This is a genomic window from uncultured Microbacterium sp. (assembly GCF_900078385.1).
In the GTDB taxonomy this organism is placed as follows: Bacteria; Actinomycetota; Actinomycetes; order Actinomycetales; family Microbacteriaceae; genus Microbacterium.
Map to the genome: position 1 here is coordinate 513925 of NZ_FLQR01000001.1, position 18851 is coordinate 532775.

Here is an 18851-nt window from a genome sequence, read left to right on the forward strand (position 1 = left end):
CGCGCGGGAATAGACTTCGAGAATGTCCGCACCCGACGAATCCATCGACATCAAGCCCCGCAGTCGCGTCGTCACCGACGGCATCGAGGCCACCACGTCCCGCGGCATGCTGCGCGCGGTCGGCATGGGGGATGAGGACTGGGAGAAGCCCCAGATCGGCATCGCCTCGAGCTGGAACGAGATCACTCCCTGCAACCTGAGCCTGGACCGCCTCGCGCAGGGGGCCAAGGAGGGTGTGCACGCCGGCGGCGGATACCCGCTGCAGTTCGGCACCATCTCCGTCTCCGACGGCATCTCGATGGGCCATGAGGGCATGCACTTCTCACTCGTGAGCCGCGAGGTCATCGCCGACTCCGTCGAGACCGTCATGATGGCCGAGCGCCTCGACGGCAGCGTCCTGCTCGCCGGATGCGACAAGTCGATCCCCGGCATGCTGATGGCGTCCGCGCGCCTGGACCTCTCCAGCGTCTTCCTCTACGCCGGCTCCATCGCGCCGGGCTGGGTGAAGCTCTCCGACGGCACGGAGAAGGACGTCACGATCATCGACTCGTTCGAGGCGGTCGGCGCGTGCCTGGCCGGCAAGATGAGCGAAGCCGACCTCAAGCGCATCGAGTGCGCGATCGCCCCGGGCGAGGGCGCCTGCGGCGGCATGTACACGGCCAACACGATGGCCTCGGTCGCCGAGGCGCTCGGACTGAGCCTCCCCGGTTCCGCCGCGCCGCCGTCCGCCGACCGCCGCCGCGACTACTTCGCGCACCGCTCCGGCGAGGCCGTCGTGAATCTGCTGCGCCAGGGGATCACGACCCGCGACATCCTCACGAAGGAGGCGTTCGAGAACGCGATCGCCCTCGCGATGGCGCTCGGCGGTTCGACGAACGTCGTGCTGCACCTCCTCGCGATCGCCCGGGAGGCCGAGGTCGAGCTGAGCCTGCACGACTTCAACCGCATCGGCGACAAGGTCCCGCACGTGGCGGACATGAAGCCGTTCGGGAAGTACGTCATGAACGACGTCGACCGGCACGGCGGCATCCCCGTCATCATGAAGGCCATGCTCGACGAGGGTCTCCTGCACGGTGACGCGCTCACCGTCACCGGCAAGACGCTCGCCGAGAACCTCGCCGACCTGAACCCGGACCCCATCGACGGCACGGTCATCCACACCTTCGATAACCCGATCCACGCGACCGGCGGCATCACCGTCCTGCACGGCTCGCTCGCCCCCGAGGGCGCGGTGGTGAAGACCGCCGGCTTCGACGCCGCCGTCTTCGAGGGCCCCGCGCGCGTCTTCGAGCGCGAACGCGGTGCGATCGACGCCCTCGCCGCGGGGGAGATCGAGGCCGGGAGCGTCGTCGTCATCCGCTACGAGGGCCCGAAGGGCGGCCCCGGCATGCGCGAGATGCTCGCCATCACCGCCGCCATCAAGGGCGCGGGGCTCGGAAAAGATGTACTACTGTTGACGGACGGTCGATTCTCAGGCGGCACAACCGGACTGTGCATCGGCCACATAGCACCCGAAGCGGTGGACGCAGGTCCCATCGCCTTCGTGCGCGATGGTGATCTGATACGGGTCGATATCGCGGCTCGCACTCTCGACCTACTCGTCGACGACGCAGAGCTGAGCTCCCGCCGCTCCGGCTGGGAGCCCCTTCCCCCGCGCTATACCCGTGGCGTCTTGGCCAAATACTCGAAGCTCGTGCGCTCCGCTGCGGAGGGCGCGACCACCGGCTAGGCCTTCCCACACTCGCCCATCGATCACGAGGTCCCACACCCATGTCATCCGACACTGCGGCCGTGCCCCGGCCGCCCGCACGCAGTTCGTCCGCGCCCATCCTCACCGGGGCCCAGGCCGTCGTCCGCTCGCTCGAGCTCCTCGGGGTGACCGACGTGTTCGGGCTCCCGGGCGGCGCGATCCTGCCGGTCTACGACCCGCTCATGGATTCCACGGAGCTGCGGCACATCCTCGTCCGGCACGAGCAGGGCGCCGGACACGCCGCCGAGGGCTACGCCGCAGCATCCGGGCGGACGGGCGTCGCGATCGCGACGTCCGGCCCCGGCGCGACGAACCTCGTCACCGCGATCGCGGACGCGTACATGGACTCCATGCCGATCGTCTGCATCACCGGCCAGGTGTTCTCGACCCTCATGGGCACCGACGCCTTCCAGGAGGCCGACATCGTCGGCATCACGATGCCGATCACGAAGCACTCGTTCCTCGTGAAGGATGCCTCGGAGATCCCCGGCGCGATCGCCGCGGCGTTCGAGATCGCCTCGACGGGTCGCCCCGGCCCCGTGCTCGTGGACGTCACGAAGGACGCGCAGCAGGCCCAGGTGCCCTTCATCTGGCCCCCGAAGATCGACCTCCCGGGCTACCGGCCGGTCGTGAAGGCCCACGGCAAGCAGATCCAGGCGGCGGCGACGCTCCTGGCCGCCGCGAAGAAGCCCGTCCTGTACGTCGGCGGCGGCGTCATCCGCTCCGGCGCGTCGGCGGAGCTGCTGCGCCTCGCGGAGTCGACCGGTGCCCCGGTCGTGACGACGCTCATGGCGCGCGGCGCCTTCCCCGACTCGCACCCGCAGCACCTCGGCATGCCCGGCATGCACGGCACGGTCCCCGCCGTCCTCGCGCTGCAGGAGGCCGACCTCCTCATCGCGCTCGGCGCGCGGTTCGACGATCGGGTCACCGGCAAGGCGGCCCTGTTCGCCCCCGATGCCCAGGTCGTGCACGTCGACATCGACCCCGCGGAGATCTCCAAGATCCGCACGGCCGACGTCCCGATCGTGGGAGACCTCCGAGAGGTCCTCGTCGACCTCGACGCCGCGTTCTCCGGCGCGACGGGGACAGCGAAGCCCGACATCGCGGAATGGTGGTCCTACCTCGACGGGCTCCGTGACGAGTTCCCGCTCGGCTACAGCCAGCCCAGCGACGGCCTCATGTCGCCGCAGTACGTCATCCAGCGGATCGGCGAGCTGACCGGACCGGAGGGCATCTACGCCGCCGGCGTCGGGCAGCACCAGATGTGGGCGGCGCAGTTCATCAAGTACGAGCGCCCCAACGCGTGGCTCAACTCCGGGGGCGCCGGCACGATGGGCTACTCGGTGCCCGCCGCGATGGGCGCCAAGGTGGCCGAGCCCGACCGCGTCGTCTGGGCGATCGACGGCGACGGGTGCTTCCAGATGACGAACCAGGAGCTCGCCACCTGCGTCATCAACCAGATCCCGATCAAGGTCGCGATCATCAACAACTCGTCGCTGGGCATGGTCCGGCAGTGGCAGACGCTGTTCTACGACGGCCGCTACTCCAACACCGACCTCAACACGGGTCACGACACCGTCCGCATTCCCGACTTCGTCAAGCTCGCCGAGGCCTACGGCTGCCTCGCGCTGCGCGTCGAGAAGGAAGGGGACGTGGATGCCGCGATCCGGACGGCGCTGGAGACGAACGACCGGCCGGTCGTCATCGACTTCGTCGTGAGCGCGGATGCCATGGTGTGGCCGATGGTGCCGCAGGGCGTCAGCAACAGCTACGTCCAGTACGCGCGGGAGCACTCGCCCGCGTTCGACGAGGAGGCCTGAGCGATGAGCAAGCATGTCCTGAGCCTTCTCGTGGAGGACAAGCCCGGTCTGCTGACCCGCGTCGCGGGGCTGTTCGCCCGCCGCGGCTTCAACATCGACTCGCTCGCGGTGGGCGTGACGGAGGTGCCGGGGCTCTCCCGCATCACCGTCGTCGTCGACGTCGACGAGCTCCCGCTCGAGCAGGTGACGAAGCAGCTGAACAAGCTCATCAACGTCATCAAGATCGTCGAGCTCGAGCCGTCGGCGTCCGTGCAGCGCGAGCACATGCTCGTGAAGGTGCGCGCCGACAACCAGTCCCGCTCCAACGTCATCGAGGTCGTGAACCTGTTCCGCGCCTCGGTCGTGGACTACGCCACCGACGCCCTCGTCGTCGAGGTGACCGGTGACCGCGGCAAGGTCGAGGCGCTGCTTCGAGCGCTCGAGCCCTTCGGCATCAAGGAGCTCGCCCAGTCCGGCATGGTCGCCATCGGCCGCGGCGGCAAGTCCATCACCGAGCGCGTCCTGCGCGGCTGAACCTTTCGAACCCCTACCAAGGAGAAACACACACCATGGCTGAGATCTTCTACGACTCCGACGCCGACCTCTCGCTCATCCAGGGCAAGAAGGTGGCCATCGTCGGCTACGGCTCGCAGGGTCACGCGCACGCGCAGAACCTGCGCGACTCGGGCGTCGAGGTCGTCATCGCGCTCAAGGACGGCTCGAAGTCCGCCGCCAAGGCGGAGGAGGACGGCTTCGAGGTGAAGTCGGTCGCCGACGCCGCCGAGTGGGCCGACCTCATCATGATCCTCGCGCCCGACCAGCACCAGCGCGGCATCTTCAACGAGTCCATCAAGGACAAGCTGACGCCCGGCAAGACCCTGGCCTTCGCGCACGGATTCAACATCCGCTTCGGCTACATCGAGGCTCCCGACGGCGTCGACGTCATCCTCGTCGCCCCGAAGGCCCCCGGCCACACGGTGCGCCGGGAGTTCGTCGCCGGCCGCGGCATCCCCGACATCATCGCCGTCGAGAAGGACGCGTCCGGTCAGGCGTGGGACGTCGCGAAGGCGTACGCGAAGGCCATCGGCGGCACCCGCGCGGGCGTCATCAAGACGACCTTCACCGAGGAGACCGAGACCGACCTGTTCGGTGAGCAGGCCGTCCTCTGCGGCGGTGTCTCGCAGCTCGTCCAGTACGGCTTCGAGACGCTGACCGAGGCGGGCTACCAGCCGCAGATCGCCTACTTCGAGGTCCTGCACGAGCTCAAGCTCATCGTGGACCTCATGTGGGAGGGCGGCATCGCCAAGCAGCGCTGGTCGGTCTCCGACACGGCCGAGTACGGCGACTACGTCTCCGGCCCGCGCGTCATCGACGCGCGCGTCAAGGAGAACATGCAGAGCGTCCTCGCCGACATCCGCTCCGGCGCGTTCGCCGAGCGCTTCATCGCCGACCAGGACGCCGGCGCACCGGAGTTCCAGGAGCTGCGCGCGAAGGCCGCCGCCCACCCGATCGAGTCCGTCGGCAAGGACCTGCGCGCCCTCTTCGCGTGGAAGCAGCAGGACAGCGACTACGTCGAGGGCAGCGCCGCGCGCTGAGTGACTCTCGGCCACCCGCCGAGGACGGCTTGAAACGAGCCACGGAGGCCCGATCCTGACCGAGGATCGGGCCTTCGGCGTGTGCGGGGCTCAGTCCACGAGTGCGGCGCAGGTGTCGACCTTCGCCTCGTCCGGGAAATACGTGCTCCATTCCTCGGTGCTGAGCTCCCGCCCGGCGAGCGCGCACGCGGCGCGCGCCTGGGCCGCGGGGCGAAGCTCCCACGCGAGGATGCCGCCGGGCGTGTTGGTGTACAGGGTCTCTCCGTCGGGGGAGAGGAAGCCGCCCGGATAGTCGGCGTCCGCGTCACCACGGATGGCGTCGCCGAGTGCGATGTCGAGCGTGAGGTCGTACAGCCGGAGGCGGTTGTCGAATCCGACGTTGAGCAGGGTCCGCCCGTCGAGGCTCTCCGTCAGGGCCTGGCTGGCCCCCTCGGCACGCGGGAGCGTCGACGTGGGCCGAAGCGTGTCGATGTCGACCCGCTGCGCCGTCTCGTTCGCGACCGCGATGATCTGGTCGTCCCCGGTGATGAGGGTGCGATCGCGCTGCGGCAGTCCGCGCACGAGGAGTTCGCCGTCGGCGAGACGGAACACGGCGGTCTCGGTGTCGCCCACCGCCTCATCGAACCAGTTGACGGCGACGAGCGTCTCGTCGCGCGACGCGCTCACCGAGCCCACGAAATCGAAGTTGGCGCCGTCCATGCGAAGTGGTGCGCCCTCCGGTTCTCCGGTCGCCGGATCGAACGCGACGACCTGACTGTCGAAGACCACGAAGGCGAGCCTGCTCCACCCTCCGTCCAGCAGGGCGAAGTCATCCGGGAGAGCGGGGACGCGGTACGGATACGTCCGCCCGGTCGTGAGGTTCAGCAGCGAGAACCCCTCGCCCTCGGTGTACTGCTCCACCACCTCCTCGGAGAGCAGGGTCAGCCCATCGGCCTGGACGCCGGTCGAGGCTTTGTCGGCGAGGTCCCAGACCTGCATGGGCCCGCCGTCGACAGCCATGGTGAGGATCACACGACCGTCCGCGGACGGTGGGCTCAGAGCGTGGAGCCCGCGCGCGATGGTCTCGGCACCGACCCCGCTGCCGTCGGTGCGCCAGCGCAGCCAGAGCGTGCTCCGATCGGCGCTGAGCAGGACCGTCCGCTCGTCCAGGAGGGTGACTCGAAGCGCCTCGGCGAGCTGCGTCGACAGCGCCGCGTCGACGGGGTAACCCGAGTCACGGTCGAGCGCTGTCGCCGTGCCCGTCGCCGAGCAGAACGGGTTGCCGTCTGGCAGCAGGAGCGCGAAACGGCACGCCTCCGAGGACCGCATGGGCCTCGTCCACAGCACCTCACCGCTCGCGACATCGACGCCGGCGGCGCCCTCCGCGCCGAACGAGAACAGCCGGCCGCGTCCGTCGGGAACGAGCACATTGGCGGCGGCGTCCAGCGGGAGCGGGATGACCCGGAGGAGATCGAGGGTGCGGCGGTCGTAGATGCGGATATCGGTATTCGTCCCGGCCGCGACGCGCTCCTCGTCGAGCACTGCGATGCCGTTGTAGATCCCCGGCTCTCCGGTGAAGTCGCCGAACGCCGCCGGGCTCGAGGACCGCACGTCGCCGGATCGTGCGTCGACGGCGATCACGTCCCCGGTGATGGGGTGGACCAGATAAGCGACGGCACCGTCCTCGCCGGGGTCGATCGCGATGCTCGTGCGGTTCTTCATGAGCACGCTGTCCACGAGCTCGCTCCCCGAGGCCAGGTCGATGAAGCTCAGGTGGTTCCAGCAGCACGAACCGCGGTCGGACGGGTCCGCCAGCACGCCCGTCTGGACGATGCCCGTGCTTCCGTCGCGGCTGACAACGACATCGCGGTAGTTCGATCGCCAGCGGTCCACCGTCGGCAGGTCGACATCGAGCCCTCGCACGACCTCGCCGGTCGCGACGTCGACGATGTCGATGGTCGGGCCCGCCGCGCTGTCGTGCACGCGCAGCGCGGTGCCCGTCCCCGGAATCGCCGCCACGCCGTGCTGGTCGGCGTCCGGCGTCCGGTGGACCCCCAGGAGGCCCGCCGCCGAGGTGATCGTGCCGAGCAGCGCCGAGCGCACGCGAGCGTCGTCGGGCCAGCGCCGGAACGCTTCCGCCGCGAGCAGCGCAGCGGCCTCGCGGTCGTTCGCACGCAGCGCGAGCGAGGTCGCGACCGTCGCCTCGATCCGCGCGTTCTCGGCGGAGGCCTCCGACTCCTGCCCGCGGACGACGGCGATGCCTCCCGCGACGAGGGCGGCGACCAGGAGCAGCCCGGCACCGGTGAGAGCGGCGCCGAGGATGCGGCGGCGTCGCGTCTCCCGCGCCGCATGCTCCCGCAGTGCACGCAGCTCGCGCTGCTCGTGCTCGACGGATGCCGTGAGCAGGTCGTCCTCGAGCCCGGTGAGGTCGGGGTGCGCGGCGTCGCGCCAGTCGAGCGCGCTGTGCAGCCGCGCGCCACGCAGCAGGTCGTCGTCCGGTCGGCCGGCGACCGCCCACGACGCGGCTGCCGACTCGACGGCGCGGAGCGTCCGCGCGCCCTCCGCATCCTCCTCCAGCCAGGCGTCCAGCCGTGGCCACGCCGTCGCCACGGCCTCGTGGGCCACGGTCGCCGTGTCGCCGTCCACGGCGACGAGCCTCGCCCCGGTGAGCTTCTCGAGCACCCGCCGTCGCGCCGGGTCGGCCAGCAGCGGCGCGGCGGGGACACGTCGTCGCAGCGTCGTGCCGTCGGTTCCGCGGTCCAGCAGCCGCATCATGAGCGAGCGGCAGACCTCTTGGTCCGCGGGGCTCAGCGCCCGGAACGCCTCCTCCGCGGACTGGGCGATGGCGCCGGGGATGCCGCCGGCGAGCCGGTAGCCCTCGACCGTGAGGGTCGACCCCTCACGCCGGTTCCAGGTTTCCTGCATCGCGTGCGAGAGGTGGGGGAGGGTCGAGGCGCGGTCGCCCGCGTCGCGCACGGCGAGCTCGACGAGTCCGGGCTCGACACGGAGTCCGGCGGCCTGCGCGGGCGCCTCCACGGCGCTGCGATACGCGGCGTCGGACAGCGGGCCCAGCAGATAGACCCCGCGACCGATGTCGTCGCCGACCGCGGGGAGCGCGCGGATCGCGTCCAGGGCGTCGGATCGGACGGTGACGACGATGGCGCCGCCGCCGTCGAGGAACGTGCGGGCGAGGACGCCGAACTCCGCGACGTCCTGCGGTGAGGCGCTGTCGATCTCCTCCGCCTGGTCGATCGCGAGCACCTCGCATCGCTCGACCGCGCGCCGGACGGTCGTGAGCACGCCCCCACCGGGTCGGATGAGCTCGACCGTGCGCCCCCGCTGCCGGAGGCGCGGGAGGACCCCGGCGAGCAGGAGCGAGGATTTGCCGGTGCCGGACGCGCCCGCGATCGTGACGATCGAGCCTGGCAGGATGCGCTCGAGGACGTTGTCGGCGTCGGTCTCACGGCCGAAGAAGAACTCGGTGTCCTCGGGGCCGAAGGCCTGGAGTCCCGGATAGGGGCATCGTTCGTCGGCGGCCGGCGCGTGTGCGGGGGCATCGAGCTCCGGATCCCGCCGGAGGATCGCGAGCTCGAGACTCGCGAGCCGGGGACCCGGCTCGATGCCGAGTTCGTCGGCCAGGCGCTCGCGCGCGGACCGCAGCAGCGCGAGGGCTTCCCCCTGCCGGTCGGCGCGGTAGTTCGCGAGAGCGAGGATCGACCAGCGGTCCTCGCGGAGCGGCTCCTCACGGAGGAGTCGCTCCGCGTCGGGGATGAGCGCGCGATGCTCGCCGGTGGCGAGCCGGGCGTCGAGCAGCTCCTCTTCGGCGCTCGCCCGGATCTCGATCAGCCGCAGCGCCTCGACGACGCCGGGCTCCCAGTCCGCGACGTCCTGCAGCGGTGCCCCGCGCCAGAAGCCGAGCGCGCGGCCGTACGCGTCCACCGCCCGGTCGTGCTCGCCGCGCAGTCGATGGCCGCGGGCCGCCGAGACCAGCCGTTCGAAGCGCACCGCGTCGATCGCATCGGGGTCGATGGCGAGCCGGTACTCGACGCCGACGGTCTCGATGCTCTGCTTGCCCAAGCGCGAGCGGATGCGCGCGACGGAGTTGCGCACCTGCTGCTCCCACGTGCGCGGCGGGCTCTCGCCCCACCATGCGTCGGCGAGCTCGGCGGGATGGACCGTGTTCCCGGCGCGCACCACGAGTGCGGAGAGGAGCGTCCTCTCCCGCGGACTCAGCGGCTCGGTACCCGTGTCGAGGGGCCCCAGCACCTTCACGACCATGTCCGAAGTGTCGCGCGGTGCGCTGCTCGGGTCAACGGGTGCCGCGGGGGCGGATATCGCCTGGATATCGGCGGATGCCGACCCGGATATGGCCGGGGGACAGCGTGGATATCACCACCCGCTCAGACAGACCGGGGCGAACAAGGAGACGCGCACATGAACACCATTCCCGTCGGCCGCCGCACATCGCGCACCATGGTCGCACTCGTCCTGGCGGCCACCGCCGCCCTCGGGCTCGCCGGCTGCCAGAGCCCCGCCTCGGGCGTGAGCCCTGCAGGCACCGTCGACACGGCCGACACGGTCGATCGGCGCCCCGACCCGGCCCTCGACCGCGCTGCAGAGCTGGCCGCTCGCTTCGGCGGTCGACCGGCCGACCGGATCGCGGAGGCCATCGCGCGCGAGGAGGCGGTAGGACATCTCCCCAGCCCGAACTGCGTGCAGCACCGCGTGGTCGAGCACCCGGCCGGCGGCTGGCACCTCACCTGCATCCAGCCCGCCGAGTGACCCCGCCGAAGATCAGCGCCCTCGGCGCACTACGCTGAACGCGTGAGCACCGGACGCGACGACGACGCCCTCAGCTGGCAGGGCGACGACGACCCGACGCTCGACGTGGGCTCGAGCCCCGCCGAGGAGCGCCCCGCGCTGCCCGGCGGATACCAGGCCGTCGGCCGTGGCAGCGCGGAGGTGGGTCGCATCGAGGCGGACGGCACCGTCACTCCGGCCGGCGCACCCGCGCCGCTCGGCAACGCGATGCTCATCACCTTCGGCATCCTCGGCGGCGTCTACCTGCTGTACACGATCGGCTGGATCATCGGCGCCCTGCGCCTGGACACCGTCGCGCCCATGCTGATCGTCTCGCCCGCCGCCTACGTCCCGGCGTTCTGGCTCGCGGTGCTCGCGCCGGCGCTGTGGTTCGGCGTGACCCTGTGGCTGACGCGCCGCTCGGCGGCGTGGGTGCGCATCGTGTGGCTCATCGGGGGAGCCGTGCTCCTCATCCCCTGGCCCTTCATCATGATCGGGGCGGTGGGACAGTGACCGAGACGACCGCATCCCGGACGAGCATGCCGACGTGGCTCGCCGCCACGATCGCCGGCGTGTTCGGCCTCTTCTACGCGTACGCCGTGTGGAACGCCGTCGCGTTCCTCATCGACATGGCGACGGGCCCGCGCGGCCTGAACGGCCTGGGGTGGGCGGTCCTGCTGTTCGCGGTGCTGTTCCCGATCGTCGTCTTCGGCGCCGCCCTCGCCCTCGGGCTGCGTCGCCAGCCGGCGCAGTTCGCCGCGCTGCTGCTCGCAGGGCTCGGTCTCACCGCCGTGTTCTGGCTGAACATCATCTCCTACGCGCTCTCCAGCGGCACCTCGCTCGTCGGCGGCTGACCGCGGGCGTCACACCGTCCGGGCGGCCTGCGCGCGACCGCTAGGCTTGTCCTGCCTCGCCCCGACGCCGTGCGGCGCGGCATCCCACCCCGCCGTCGCACTCGCGAAGCTCCGAAGGTCTGCCACCGTGTCCAAGCCTGTCGTCCTCATCGCCGAAGAACTCTCTCCCGCCACGATCGACGCGCTCGGTCCAGACTTCGAGATCCGCAACGTGGACGGGGCCGACCGCGCGGCGCTCCTCCCCGCCCTCGCCGAGGCGCACGCGGTCCTGATCCGCTCCGCCACGAAGATGGATGCCGAGGCGATCGCCGCAGCCCCCGCGCTCAAGGTCATCGCCCGTGCCGGCGTCGGTCTCGACAACGTCGACATCAAGGCCGCCACGACCGCCGGCGTCATGGTCGTCAACGCCCCGACCTCCAACATCATCTCGGCAGCCGAGCTGACGATCGGCCACATCCTGAGCCTCGCCCGTCGTGTGCCTGCCGCGCACGCGTCGCTGGCCGCCGGCCAGTGGAAGCGCAGCGCGTACACCGGCACCGAGCTGTTCGAGAAGACGCTCGGCATCGTGGGCCTCGGCCGCATCGGGGCCCTCATCGCCGCCCGACTGCAGGCTTTCGGCATGAACGTCATCGCGTACGACCCGTACGTCACGAGCGCGCGTGCCCAGCAGCTCGGGGCGCAGCTCGTCACGCTCGACGATCTCCTGCAGCAGAGCGATTTCATCACCATCCACATGCCCAAGACCCCCGAGACCACCGGGATGATCTCCACCGAGCAGTTCCGGCTCATGAAGCCGAGCGCCTACATCGTCAATGTCGCCCGCGGCGGACTCATCGACGAGGTGGCGCTGCGCGAAGCGCTCCTCACCGGCGAGATCGCCGGTGCCGGTCTCGACGTCTTCACGAGCGAGCCGCCCAAGCAGGACGACACCGCGCACGCGCTGCTGGACCTCCCCAACGTCGTCGTCACGCCGCACCTCGGCGCGTCGACCGACGAGGCGCAGGAGAAGGCCGGCGTCTCGGTCGCCAAGTCCGTGCGCCTCGCGCTCGGCGGCGAGCTCGTCCCCGACGCCGTCAACGTGGCGGGCGGCATCATCGACCCGTACGTGCGTCCCGGCATCCCGCTCGTGGAGAAGCTCGGCCAGATCTTCTCGGCCCTCGCGCACAGCCCGGTCACGAGCCTCGACGTCGAGGTGCACGGCGAGCTGAGCAACTACGACGTCAAGGTCCTCAAGCTCGCGGCGCTCAAGGGCGTGTTCACGAACGTCGTGAGCGAGACGGTCTCCTACGTCAACGCGCCGCTCCTCGCCGAGCAGCGCGGCATCGAGGCGCGCCTCCTCGTCGACGACCAATCCGACGAGTACCGCAACGTCATCACGCTGCGCGGCGCGCTCTCCGACGGCTCGCAGCTCTCGGTCTCGGGCACGCTCACCGGGACGAAGCAGATCGAGAAGCTCGTCGGCATCAACGGCTACGCGCTCGAGCTGCCGATCGAGAAGCACCACATCGTGATGCTCTACACCGACCGTCCCGGCATCGTCGCGGTCTACGGCCAGAAGTTCGGTGAGGCCGGCATCAACATCGCGGGCATGCAGATCGCGCGCCGCGCGGCCGGTGCCCAGGCGCTGTCGGTCCTCACGGTCGACTCGCCGGTCTCCGACGACCTCCTCGACGAGGTGCGCTCGGCGATCCAGGCGGACCTGTTCCGTCAGATCGAGATCACCGAGGCGTGAGGCGTCACGCGCTCGCGGCGCGCTCGACGAGCGCGATGAGCGCGTCCATCTCGGCGCCCTCCGGGATCGGCCCTGGGACGGCGCCCGTGCCGAGCGCATTGTTGAAGTAGAGGCCGTCGCAGACGAGCAGCACGAGCTGGACGGCCGTCTCGTCGCGCGCGTGCGGACGCAGTGCGCCGGCCCACAGCTCGCGGACGCGGCGGAGCGCCTCGGTCGCGAGCGGGCTTGCGGTCTGGGCGAGCTTCGAGCCGGCGATGAGCGCGCGGTCGATGGGGGAGCCGTCCATCACCGACGTCCGCAGGAACGCGGCGATGAGACCCTCCGGCGCGGCCGACATCTCCTCGAGGTCGAGCGCCGCCAGGGCCTCCATGCGCTCCAGGAGTCCTTTCTCGAGGGCCTCCTTCGACGCGAAGTGGTAGAGGAGGCCGCCCTTGGAGACGCCGGCGGCCGCGGCCGTGGCCTCCATCGTGGCGCCGCGCGGGCCCTCCTCGATGAGGAGGCGCTCATACGCCTCGAGGACGCTGTCGCGGGCTCGTGCAGGTCGGCTCATACCTGATACTATACCGGCTGGACGGTATAGAAACATGATGACACTGACAGAAGAGATCGCCCTCGCCGACAGCCGTGGATCCCGCGTGGGATGGCGGGGGTGGGCGGCGCTCGTCGTGCTGATGCTGCCGGTGCTGCTCGTCTCGGTCGACAACACGGTGCTGAGCTTCGCCCTGCCCGACATCGCGCTGGACCTCGAGCCATCCAGCGCCCAGCAGCTGTGGATCATCGACGCGTATCCGCTCGTGCTCGCCGGTCTCCTCGTCACGATGGGGACCCTCGGCGACCGCTTCGGGCGGCGGCGGATGCTGCTGATCGGTGCGACCGGCTTCGCCGCCGTCTCGGTGCTCGCCGCGTTCGCGCCGACCGCGACCCTCCTCATCGCCGCGCGGGCCGGGATGGGCGTGTTCGGCGCCATGCTCATGCCGTCCACGCTCTCCCTCCTGCGCAGCATCTTCACGGACCGCGATCAGCGCCGCTTCGCGATCGCGGTGTGGGCCTCGATGTTCTCCGCCGGCTCCGCGCTCGGCCCCATCGTCGGCGGCATCCTCCTCGAGCACTTCTCGTGGGGATCGGTCTTCCTCATGTCGGTGCCGGTCCTCGTCCCGCTGCTGATCCTCGCGCCGCTCCTCGTGCCGGAGAGCCGCGATCCGCACCCGGGCCGCATCGACCCGCTCAGCATCGCGCTGTCGATGCTGACCATGATCCCGATCGTGTACGCCATCAAGGAGGTCGCGGTGCACGGCCCGGGCGTGCTCCCGCTCGTGCTGGTCGTGGCGGGTCTCGGCTTCGGCGTCGTGTTCGTGCGGCGCCAGCTCACGTCGGCGTCGCCGATGCTCGACATGCGGCTGTTCGGCCGGGGGACCTTCACCGGCGCGCTCCTGGTCAACCTGCTGAGCATCGTCGCACTCGTGGGATTCCTCTTCTTCGTCGCGCAGCACCTGCAGCTCGTGCTCGGCATGTCGCCGCTGGATGCCGGGCTCGCGCTCGTCCCGGGCATGCTCGCGATGATCGTCGCGGGGCTCGTGATCGTGCCGATCGCCCGTCGCGTCGACGCCCGGATCGTCGTGCCGGCCGCGATGCTGTTCTCCGTCGCCGGCTACCTCCTCGTCGCGATCTCGACCACCGAGGCCTCGCTCGGACTCCTCGTCGTCGCGTTCGTGCTCCTCGGTCTCGGGATCGGCGCCGCCGAGACGGTCTCCAACGAGCTCATCCTCGCGAGTGCACCGCCGGCGAAGGCGGGGGCTGCGAGCGCCGTGTCGGAGACGGCGTACGAGCTCGGCGCCGTGCTCGGCACGACCGTCCTCGGCGGCATCCTCACCGCGCTCTACCGCTCCGGCCTCGTGCTGCCCGAGGGTCTGCCCGCCACGGCCGCCGCCGCCGCGCGCGAGACGCTCGCGGGCGCGATGGCCGCCGCGGACGGTGTCGGCGGCGCGCTGGGCGACGCGCTGCGCGACGCCGCGGCGCATGCGTTCGACGCCGGCGTGGGCGTCACGGCGCTCATCGGGGCGGGCCTCGTCGTCGTGGCCGGGGTCATCGCGGCCAGTACGCTGGGAGGGACCCCCACCCCGAGCGAGGAGAGCAATGTCGCGCGTCATCAAACTGGCACTCATTCCGGGTGACGGCATCGGTCCGGAGGTCGTCGCCGAGGCCGAGAAGGTGCTCGACGCCGCGACCGTGGGAACGGATGTCGCCTTCGAGAAGACGCGCTATGCGCTGGGCGCCGCCCGGTATCTGGAGACGGGCGATACTCTGACCGACGGGGACCTCGCGGCGATCAAGGGCCAGGATGCCATCCTCCTCGGCGCCGTCGGAGGCCAGCCCGGCGACCCGCGGCTGAAGGACGCGAACATCGAGCGCGGCCTGCTGCTGAGGCTCCGCTTCGAGCTGGACCACTACGTGAACCTGCGACCATCGAAGCTCTACCCGGGTGCGCCCGGGCCGCTCGCCGAGCCCGGTGAGATCGACTTCCTCGTCGTCCGGGAAGGAACCGAGGGCCCTTACGTCGGCAACGGCGGGTCGATCCGCACCGGCACGCCCCACGAGGTCGCCAACGAGACGTCCGTCAACACGGCGTACGGCATCGAGCGGGTCGTCCGGTATGCCTTCGCGCAGGCCGAGCGGCGCCGAAAGAAGCTGACGCTCGTGCACAAGACGAACGTGCTCGTGCACGCCGGGGGGATGTGGAAGCGCATCGTGGATGCGGTGGCATCCGAGCACCCCGACGTCGCCGTAGACTACCTGCACGTCGATGCGGCGACGATCTTCCTGGTCACGAACCCGGGCCGCTTCGACGTGATCGTCACCGACAACCTCTTCGGCGACATCCTCACCGACTTGGCCGGCGCCGTCACCGGAGGCATCGGTCTCGCCGCTTCGGGGAACATCAACCCCGACGGCGCGTTCCCCTCGATGTTCGAGCCCGTGCACGGATCGGCGCCGGACATCGCGGGCCGACAGAAGGCCGATCCCACGGCCGCGATCCTCTCCGTCGCCCTGCTGCTCGATCACCTCGGGCTCGGGGCGGAGGCCCAGCGCGTCACCCGCGCGGTCGAGGAGGACATCGCGGGCCGCGGCGGCACCGCCCGCACGACCGCGCAGGTCGGCGACGCGATCGCGGCGCGCGTTCAGGCGTAATCTGGATGCGCCCGTCGTCCCTCGTCGACGGAGCGCGTGGAACAGGACTGACATGACCCTCATCGATTCCGAGACCGACCTCGCCCCGCTCGAGTTCGCCGTCACCAAGAACCTCGCCGCGAAGTCGGCGGCCCAGCGCGAGGAGATCCTGCGGAGCCCCGGCTTCGGCACGAACTTCACCGACCACATGGTCGACATCTGCTGGTCCACCCGCGGCGGCTGGCACCGTCCGCGTGTGCAGCCGTACGGCCCGATCTCGCTCGACCCCGCGGCGGCCGTCCTGCACTACGGGCAGGAGATCTTCGAGGGGATCAAGGCGTACCGCCACGCGGACGGATCGATCCACACCTTCCGCCCGGACCAGAACGCGCGCCGGCTGCAGCGCTCCGCGCGCCGCCTCGCCCTGCCCGAGCTGCCGGTCGAGTACTTCCTGCAGTCGCTCCGCGAGCTCGTCGCCGTCGATGGCGCGTGGGTGCCCTCCGGTGAGGACCAGAGCCTGTACCTGCGGCCGTTCATGTTCGCCAAGGAGGCCTTCCTCGGCGTCCGCCCCGCCGCGAAGGTCGCCTACTACGTCATCGCGAGCCCCGCCGGCGCCTACTTCAAGGGCGGTGTCCAGCCGGTCACCATCTGGCTCAGCGAGGACTACGCGCGCGCCGGCAAGGGCGGCACGGGTGCCGCGAAGACCGGCGGCAACTACGCCGCGAGCCTGCTTCCCCAGGCCGAGGCGTACGACAACGGCTGCGACCAGGTCGTCTTCCTCGATCAGGACCGCAACGTCGAGGAACTCGGCGGCATGAACGTCGTGTTCGTCCGCAAGGACGGGACGCTCGTGACCCCGCACTCCCCGTCGATCCTCGAAGGCGTCACGCGCGATTCGATCCTGCAGCTCGCCGAGGACCGCGGGCACGCGGTCGAGCGCCGCGCCGTCTCGCTCGACGAGTGGCGCGAGGGTGTGGCCTCCGGCGACATCGTCGAGGTCTTCGCGTGCGGCACCGCCGCCGTCGTGACGCCCATCGGGTCGCTCAAGGCCGCCGGCTTCGAGGACGTGCAGCCCACCGGGACGCTCGCGCTCGAGCTGCGCCAGCAGCTCACCGACATCCAGTACGGTCGCGCCGAGGACACCCACGGCTGGCTCGTCCGGCTGGACGGCTGACCCGTGCGGATCGCCCGTTTCAGCCACCACGACGCCATCCGGTTCGGCATCGTCGACGAGACCGACCTCGTCGTGCTCTCCGGCGACCCGATGTTCACCGGCTTCGAGACCACCGGGGAGCGCGTGCCGCTCTCCGAGGTCACCCTGCTCGCTCCGGTGATCCCGCGGTCGAAGATCGTCTGCGTGGGCAAGAACTACCGTGACCACGCCGCCGAGATGGGCGGGGAGGCGCCGGCCGAGCCGATGCTCTTCCTCAAGCCCAACACGGCGGTCATCGGACCCAACGATGCGATCGTCCGCCCCGCCCAGTCCGAGCGCACCGACTTCGAGGGCGAACTCGCCGTTGTCATCGGCCGGATCGCGAAGAACGTGTCGGCCGACAATGCGCTCGACTACGTCCTCGGCTACACGATCGGCAACGATGTCACGGCTCGCGATCTGCAGCGCAGTGACGGCCAATGGTCTCGTGCGAAGGGGTTCGACACGTTCTGCCCGCTGGGTCCTGCCATCGAGACCGACTTCGATCTCGGCGGCGGTGCGCGGGTGGTGACGCGCGTGAACGGCGAGGTGCGCCAGGACGGGCCGATCAGCGACATGGTCCACTCGGTGCCCGACATCATCGCGTACGCGTCGGCGGCCTTCACACTGCTGCCCGGCGACGTCATCCTGACCGGCACGCCGGCCGGCATCGGCCCTTTCCAGGCCGGAGACGTCGTCGAGGTGGAGATCACGGGACTCGGAGTGCTGCGCAACACCGTGCGCAATGCCTGAGGACCGCGCCGTCACGACGCCGGAGGCTGTGGCAGGGCTGCAGCGACGCACCGTCAGGGTCCTCGCGGCCGGACAGGTGCTCGGCGGGATCGCCTTCGGCGCGACCGTCTCGCTGGGCGCGCTGCTGGCGGCCGACCTGTCGGGGCAGGACTCGCTGTCCGGTCTCGCGACCGCGTCGGTCACCCTCGGCGCCGCGCTGTGCGCCATCCCGCTCGCGCGCCTCGCGGCCGCCCGAGGTCGTCGCGTCGCGCTGACCCTCGGCAATCTGCTCGCCCTCGTCGGCATCGCGACCGTCATCACGGCGGCCGCGGTGCGGTCGTTCCCGCTGCTGCTGGTCGGCGTGATCCTCATCGGCGCCGGCAACGCCGGAAACCTGCAGTCGCGATTCGCCGCAACCGACCTCGCGGCCTCCGACCGCCGCGGCCGGGACCTCGGCACCGTCGTCTGGGCCACCACGGTGGGCGGCGTCGTCGGACCGCTCATGCTGACGCCGGGGGAGGCGCTCGGGCAGGCGATCGGGATGCCGCCGCTCACGGGCTCGTACGCGTTCTCGCTCGTCGCCCAGATCGCCGCGTTCGCGCTGTACATCACGGCGCTGCGCCCCGACCCGCTCCTCACGGCGCAGCGGCTCGCCCGCAGCGGCGAGGCCCGCCGCGAGCACATCGTCGAGACCGACCGCCCGCTCGCGGCGAGGTATGCGATCTTCGCCGTCGCCGGTTCGCACGTCGTGATGGCCTCGGTCATGGCGATGACCCCCGTGCACCTCGCCCACCTCGATCCCGCACACGTCACGACGATCGTGGGCGTCACGATCGCGCTGCACGTCTTCGGGATGTACGGACTGTCGCCGGTCTTCGGCATCCTCGCCGACCGGTGGGGGCGGTTGCCGACGATCCTCCTCGGCCAGGGGATCCTCGCGGCGTCGCTGCTGACCGCCGCCCTCGCGCCGCGCTCGCAGGTCGCGGTCCTCATCGCCCTGTTCCTGCTGGGTCTCGGGTGGAGCGCGGCGACCGTCAGCGGTGCGGCGCTGCTCACCGAGAGCACGCTCACGGCCGTGCGCCCCCGGCGTCAGGGCCGCAGCGACACGATCATGACCCTGTCCGCCGCCGTCGGATCGGTGCTCGCCGGAGTCGTGCTCGGGTGGATCGGCTACGGAGGACTCGCCCTCGTGGCGCTCGTCATCGTCGTCGTCGTGACGGTGCTGTCCCCGTACGCGCGGCGCTGACCGGGCG

15 protein-coding genes are annotated in these 18851 nt (G+C 70.9%); 13 read left to right on the plus strand and 2 right to left on the minus strand.

Annotation, left to right across the window (positions count from 1 at the left end):
* Positions 1 to 22 precede the first annotated feature (22 nt).
* From ilvD to ilvC, 4 genes are read left to right on the plus strand one after another with little or no spacing between them, the layout of a single operon-like run.
* On the plus strand, positions 23 to 1729 hold the full coding sequence (gene ilvD / locus QZL85_RS02530) for a dihydroxy-acid dehydratase (protein WP_295573196.1): 1707 nt from the start codon (positions 23 to 25) through the stop codon (positions 1727 to 1729).
* 41 nt (positions 1730 to 1770) lie between these two features.
* Positions 1771 to 3570, plus strand: coding sequence for an acetolactate synthase large subunit (locus QZL85_RS02535; RefSeq protein WP_295573199.1), 1800 nt, complete (start codon positions 1771 to 1773; stop codon positions 3568 to 3570).
* A 3-nt stretch (positions 3571 to 3573) separates the two neighbouring features.
* Positions 3574 to 4083 (plus strand): acetolactate synthase small subunit, encoded by a 510-nt coding sequence (gene ilvN, locus QZL85_RS02540; RefSeq protein ID WP_295573202.1) that lies wholly within the window; start codon positions 3574 to 3576, stop codon positions 4081 to 4083.
* 35 nt (positions 4084 to 4118) lie between these two features.
* Positions 4119 to 5144 (plus strand): ketol-acid reductoisomerase, encoded by a 1026-nt coding sequence (ilvC, locus tag QZL85_RS02545; protein ID WP_295573205.1) that lies wholly within the window; start codon positions 4119 to 4121, stop codon positions 5142 to 5144.
* Positions 5145 to 5234: 90 nt separating this feature from the next.
* On the opposite strand, the gene QZL85_RS02550 is transcribed toward ilvC, so the two are convergent.
* On the minus strand, positions 5235 to 9401 hold the full coding sequence (locus QZL85_RS02550) for a BTAD domain-containing putative transcriptional regulator (RefSeq protein ID WP_295573208.1): 4167 nt from the start codon (positions 9399 to 9401) through the stop codon (positions 5235 to 5237).
* Between the two features lie 156 nt (positions 9402 to 9557).
* On the opposite strand from QZL85_RS02550, the gene QZL85_RS02555 reads away from it, so the two are divergent.
* The 4 genes from QZL85_RS02555 to serA all read left to right on the plus strand — a co-directional run bounded on the left by QZL85_RS02555 (position 9558) and on the right by serA (position 12509).
* Positions 9558 to 9905, plus strand: a complete 348-nt coding sequence (locus QZL85_RS02555) for a hypothetical protein (RefSeq protein WP_295573211.1) — start codon at positions 9558 to 9560, stop codon at positions 9903 to 9905.
* A gap of 42 nt (positions 9906 to 9947) precedes the next feature.
* The gene (locus QZL85_RS02560; RefSeq protein WP_295573213.1) at positions 9948 to 10436 is read left to right on the plus strand and encodes a DNA polymerase III subunit gamma/tau; all 489 of its coding nucleotides are present in this window, start codon (positions 9948 to 9950) and stop codon (positions 10434 to 10436) included.
* A complete protein-coding gene (locus QZL85_RS02565; protein ID WP_295573216.1) occupies positions 10433 to 10777 on the plus strand; it encodes a hypothetical protein in 345 nt (114 codons plus the stop codon). The genes QZL85_RS02560 and QZL85_RS02565 overlap by 4 nt, the downstream gene beginning before the upstream one ends.
* A 127-nt stretch (positions 10778 to 10904) precedes the next feature.
* Positions 10905 to 12509, plus strand: a complete 1605-nt coding sequence (gene serA, locus QZL85_RS02570; RefSeq protein WP_295573219.1) for a phosphoglycerate dehydrogenase — start codon at positions 10905 to 10907, stop codon at positions 12507 to 12509.
* Positions 12510 to 12513: 4 nt separating this feature from the next.
* Here the strand turns inward: serA and QZL85_RS02575 are convergent, their stop codons facing one another.
* Positions 12514 to 13059, minus strand: a complete 546-nt coding sequence (locus QZL85_RS02575; protein WP_295573222.1) for a TetR/AcrR family transcriptional regulator — start codon at positions 13057 to 13059, stop codon at positions 12514 to 12516.
* Positions 13060 to 13093: 34 nt separating this feature from the next.
* On the opposite strand from QZL85_RS02575, the gene QZL85_RS02580 reads away from it, so the two are divergent.
* The 5 genes from QZL85_RS02580 to QZL85_RS02600 are packed head-to-tail and all read left to right on the plus strand — an operon-like array spanning position 13094 to position 18844.
* A complete protein-coding gene (locus tag QZL85_RS02580) occupies positions 13094 to 14680 on the plus strand; it encodes an MFS transporter (RefSeq protein ID WP_295573225.1) in 1587 nt (528 codons plus the stop codon).
* Positions 14643 to 15695: a 3-isopropylmalate dehydrogenase gene (locus QZL85_RS02585; RefSeq protein WP_295573228.1), complete on the plus strand. Its 1053-nt coding sequence runs from the start codon at positions 14643 to 14645 to the stop codon at positions 15693 to 15695. Before QZL85_RS02580 ends, QZL85_RS02585 begins: the two co-directional genes overlap by 38 nt.
* A gap of 52 nt (positions 15696 to 15747) precedes the next feature.
* A complete protein-coding gene (locus QZL85_RS02590) occupies positions 15748 to 16848 on the plus strand; it encodes a branched-chain amino acid aminotransferase (RefSeq protein WP_295573231.1) in 1101 nt (366 codons plus the stop codon).
* Between the two features lie 3 nt (positions 16849 to 16851).
* The gene (locus QZL85_RS02595) at positions 16852 to 17619 is read left to right on the plus strand and encodes a fumarylacetoacetate hydrolase family protein (protein ID WP_295573233.1); all 768 of its coding nucleotides are present in this window, start codon (positions 16852 to 16854) and stop codon (positions 17617 to 17619) included.
* Positions 17612 to 18844: an MFS transporter gene (locus QZL85_RS02600; protein ID WP_295573235.1), complete on the plus strand. Its 1233-nt coding sequence runs from the start codon at positions 17612 to 17614 to the stop codon at positions 18842 to 18844. The genes QZL85_RS02595 and QZL85_RS02600 overlap by 8 nt, the downstream gene beginning before the upstream one ends.
* Positions 18845 to 18851 lie beyond the last annotated feature (7 nt).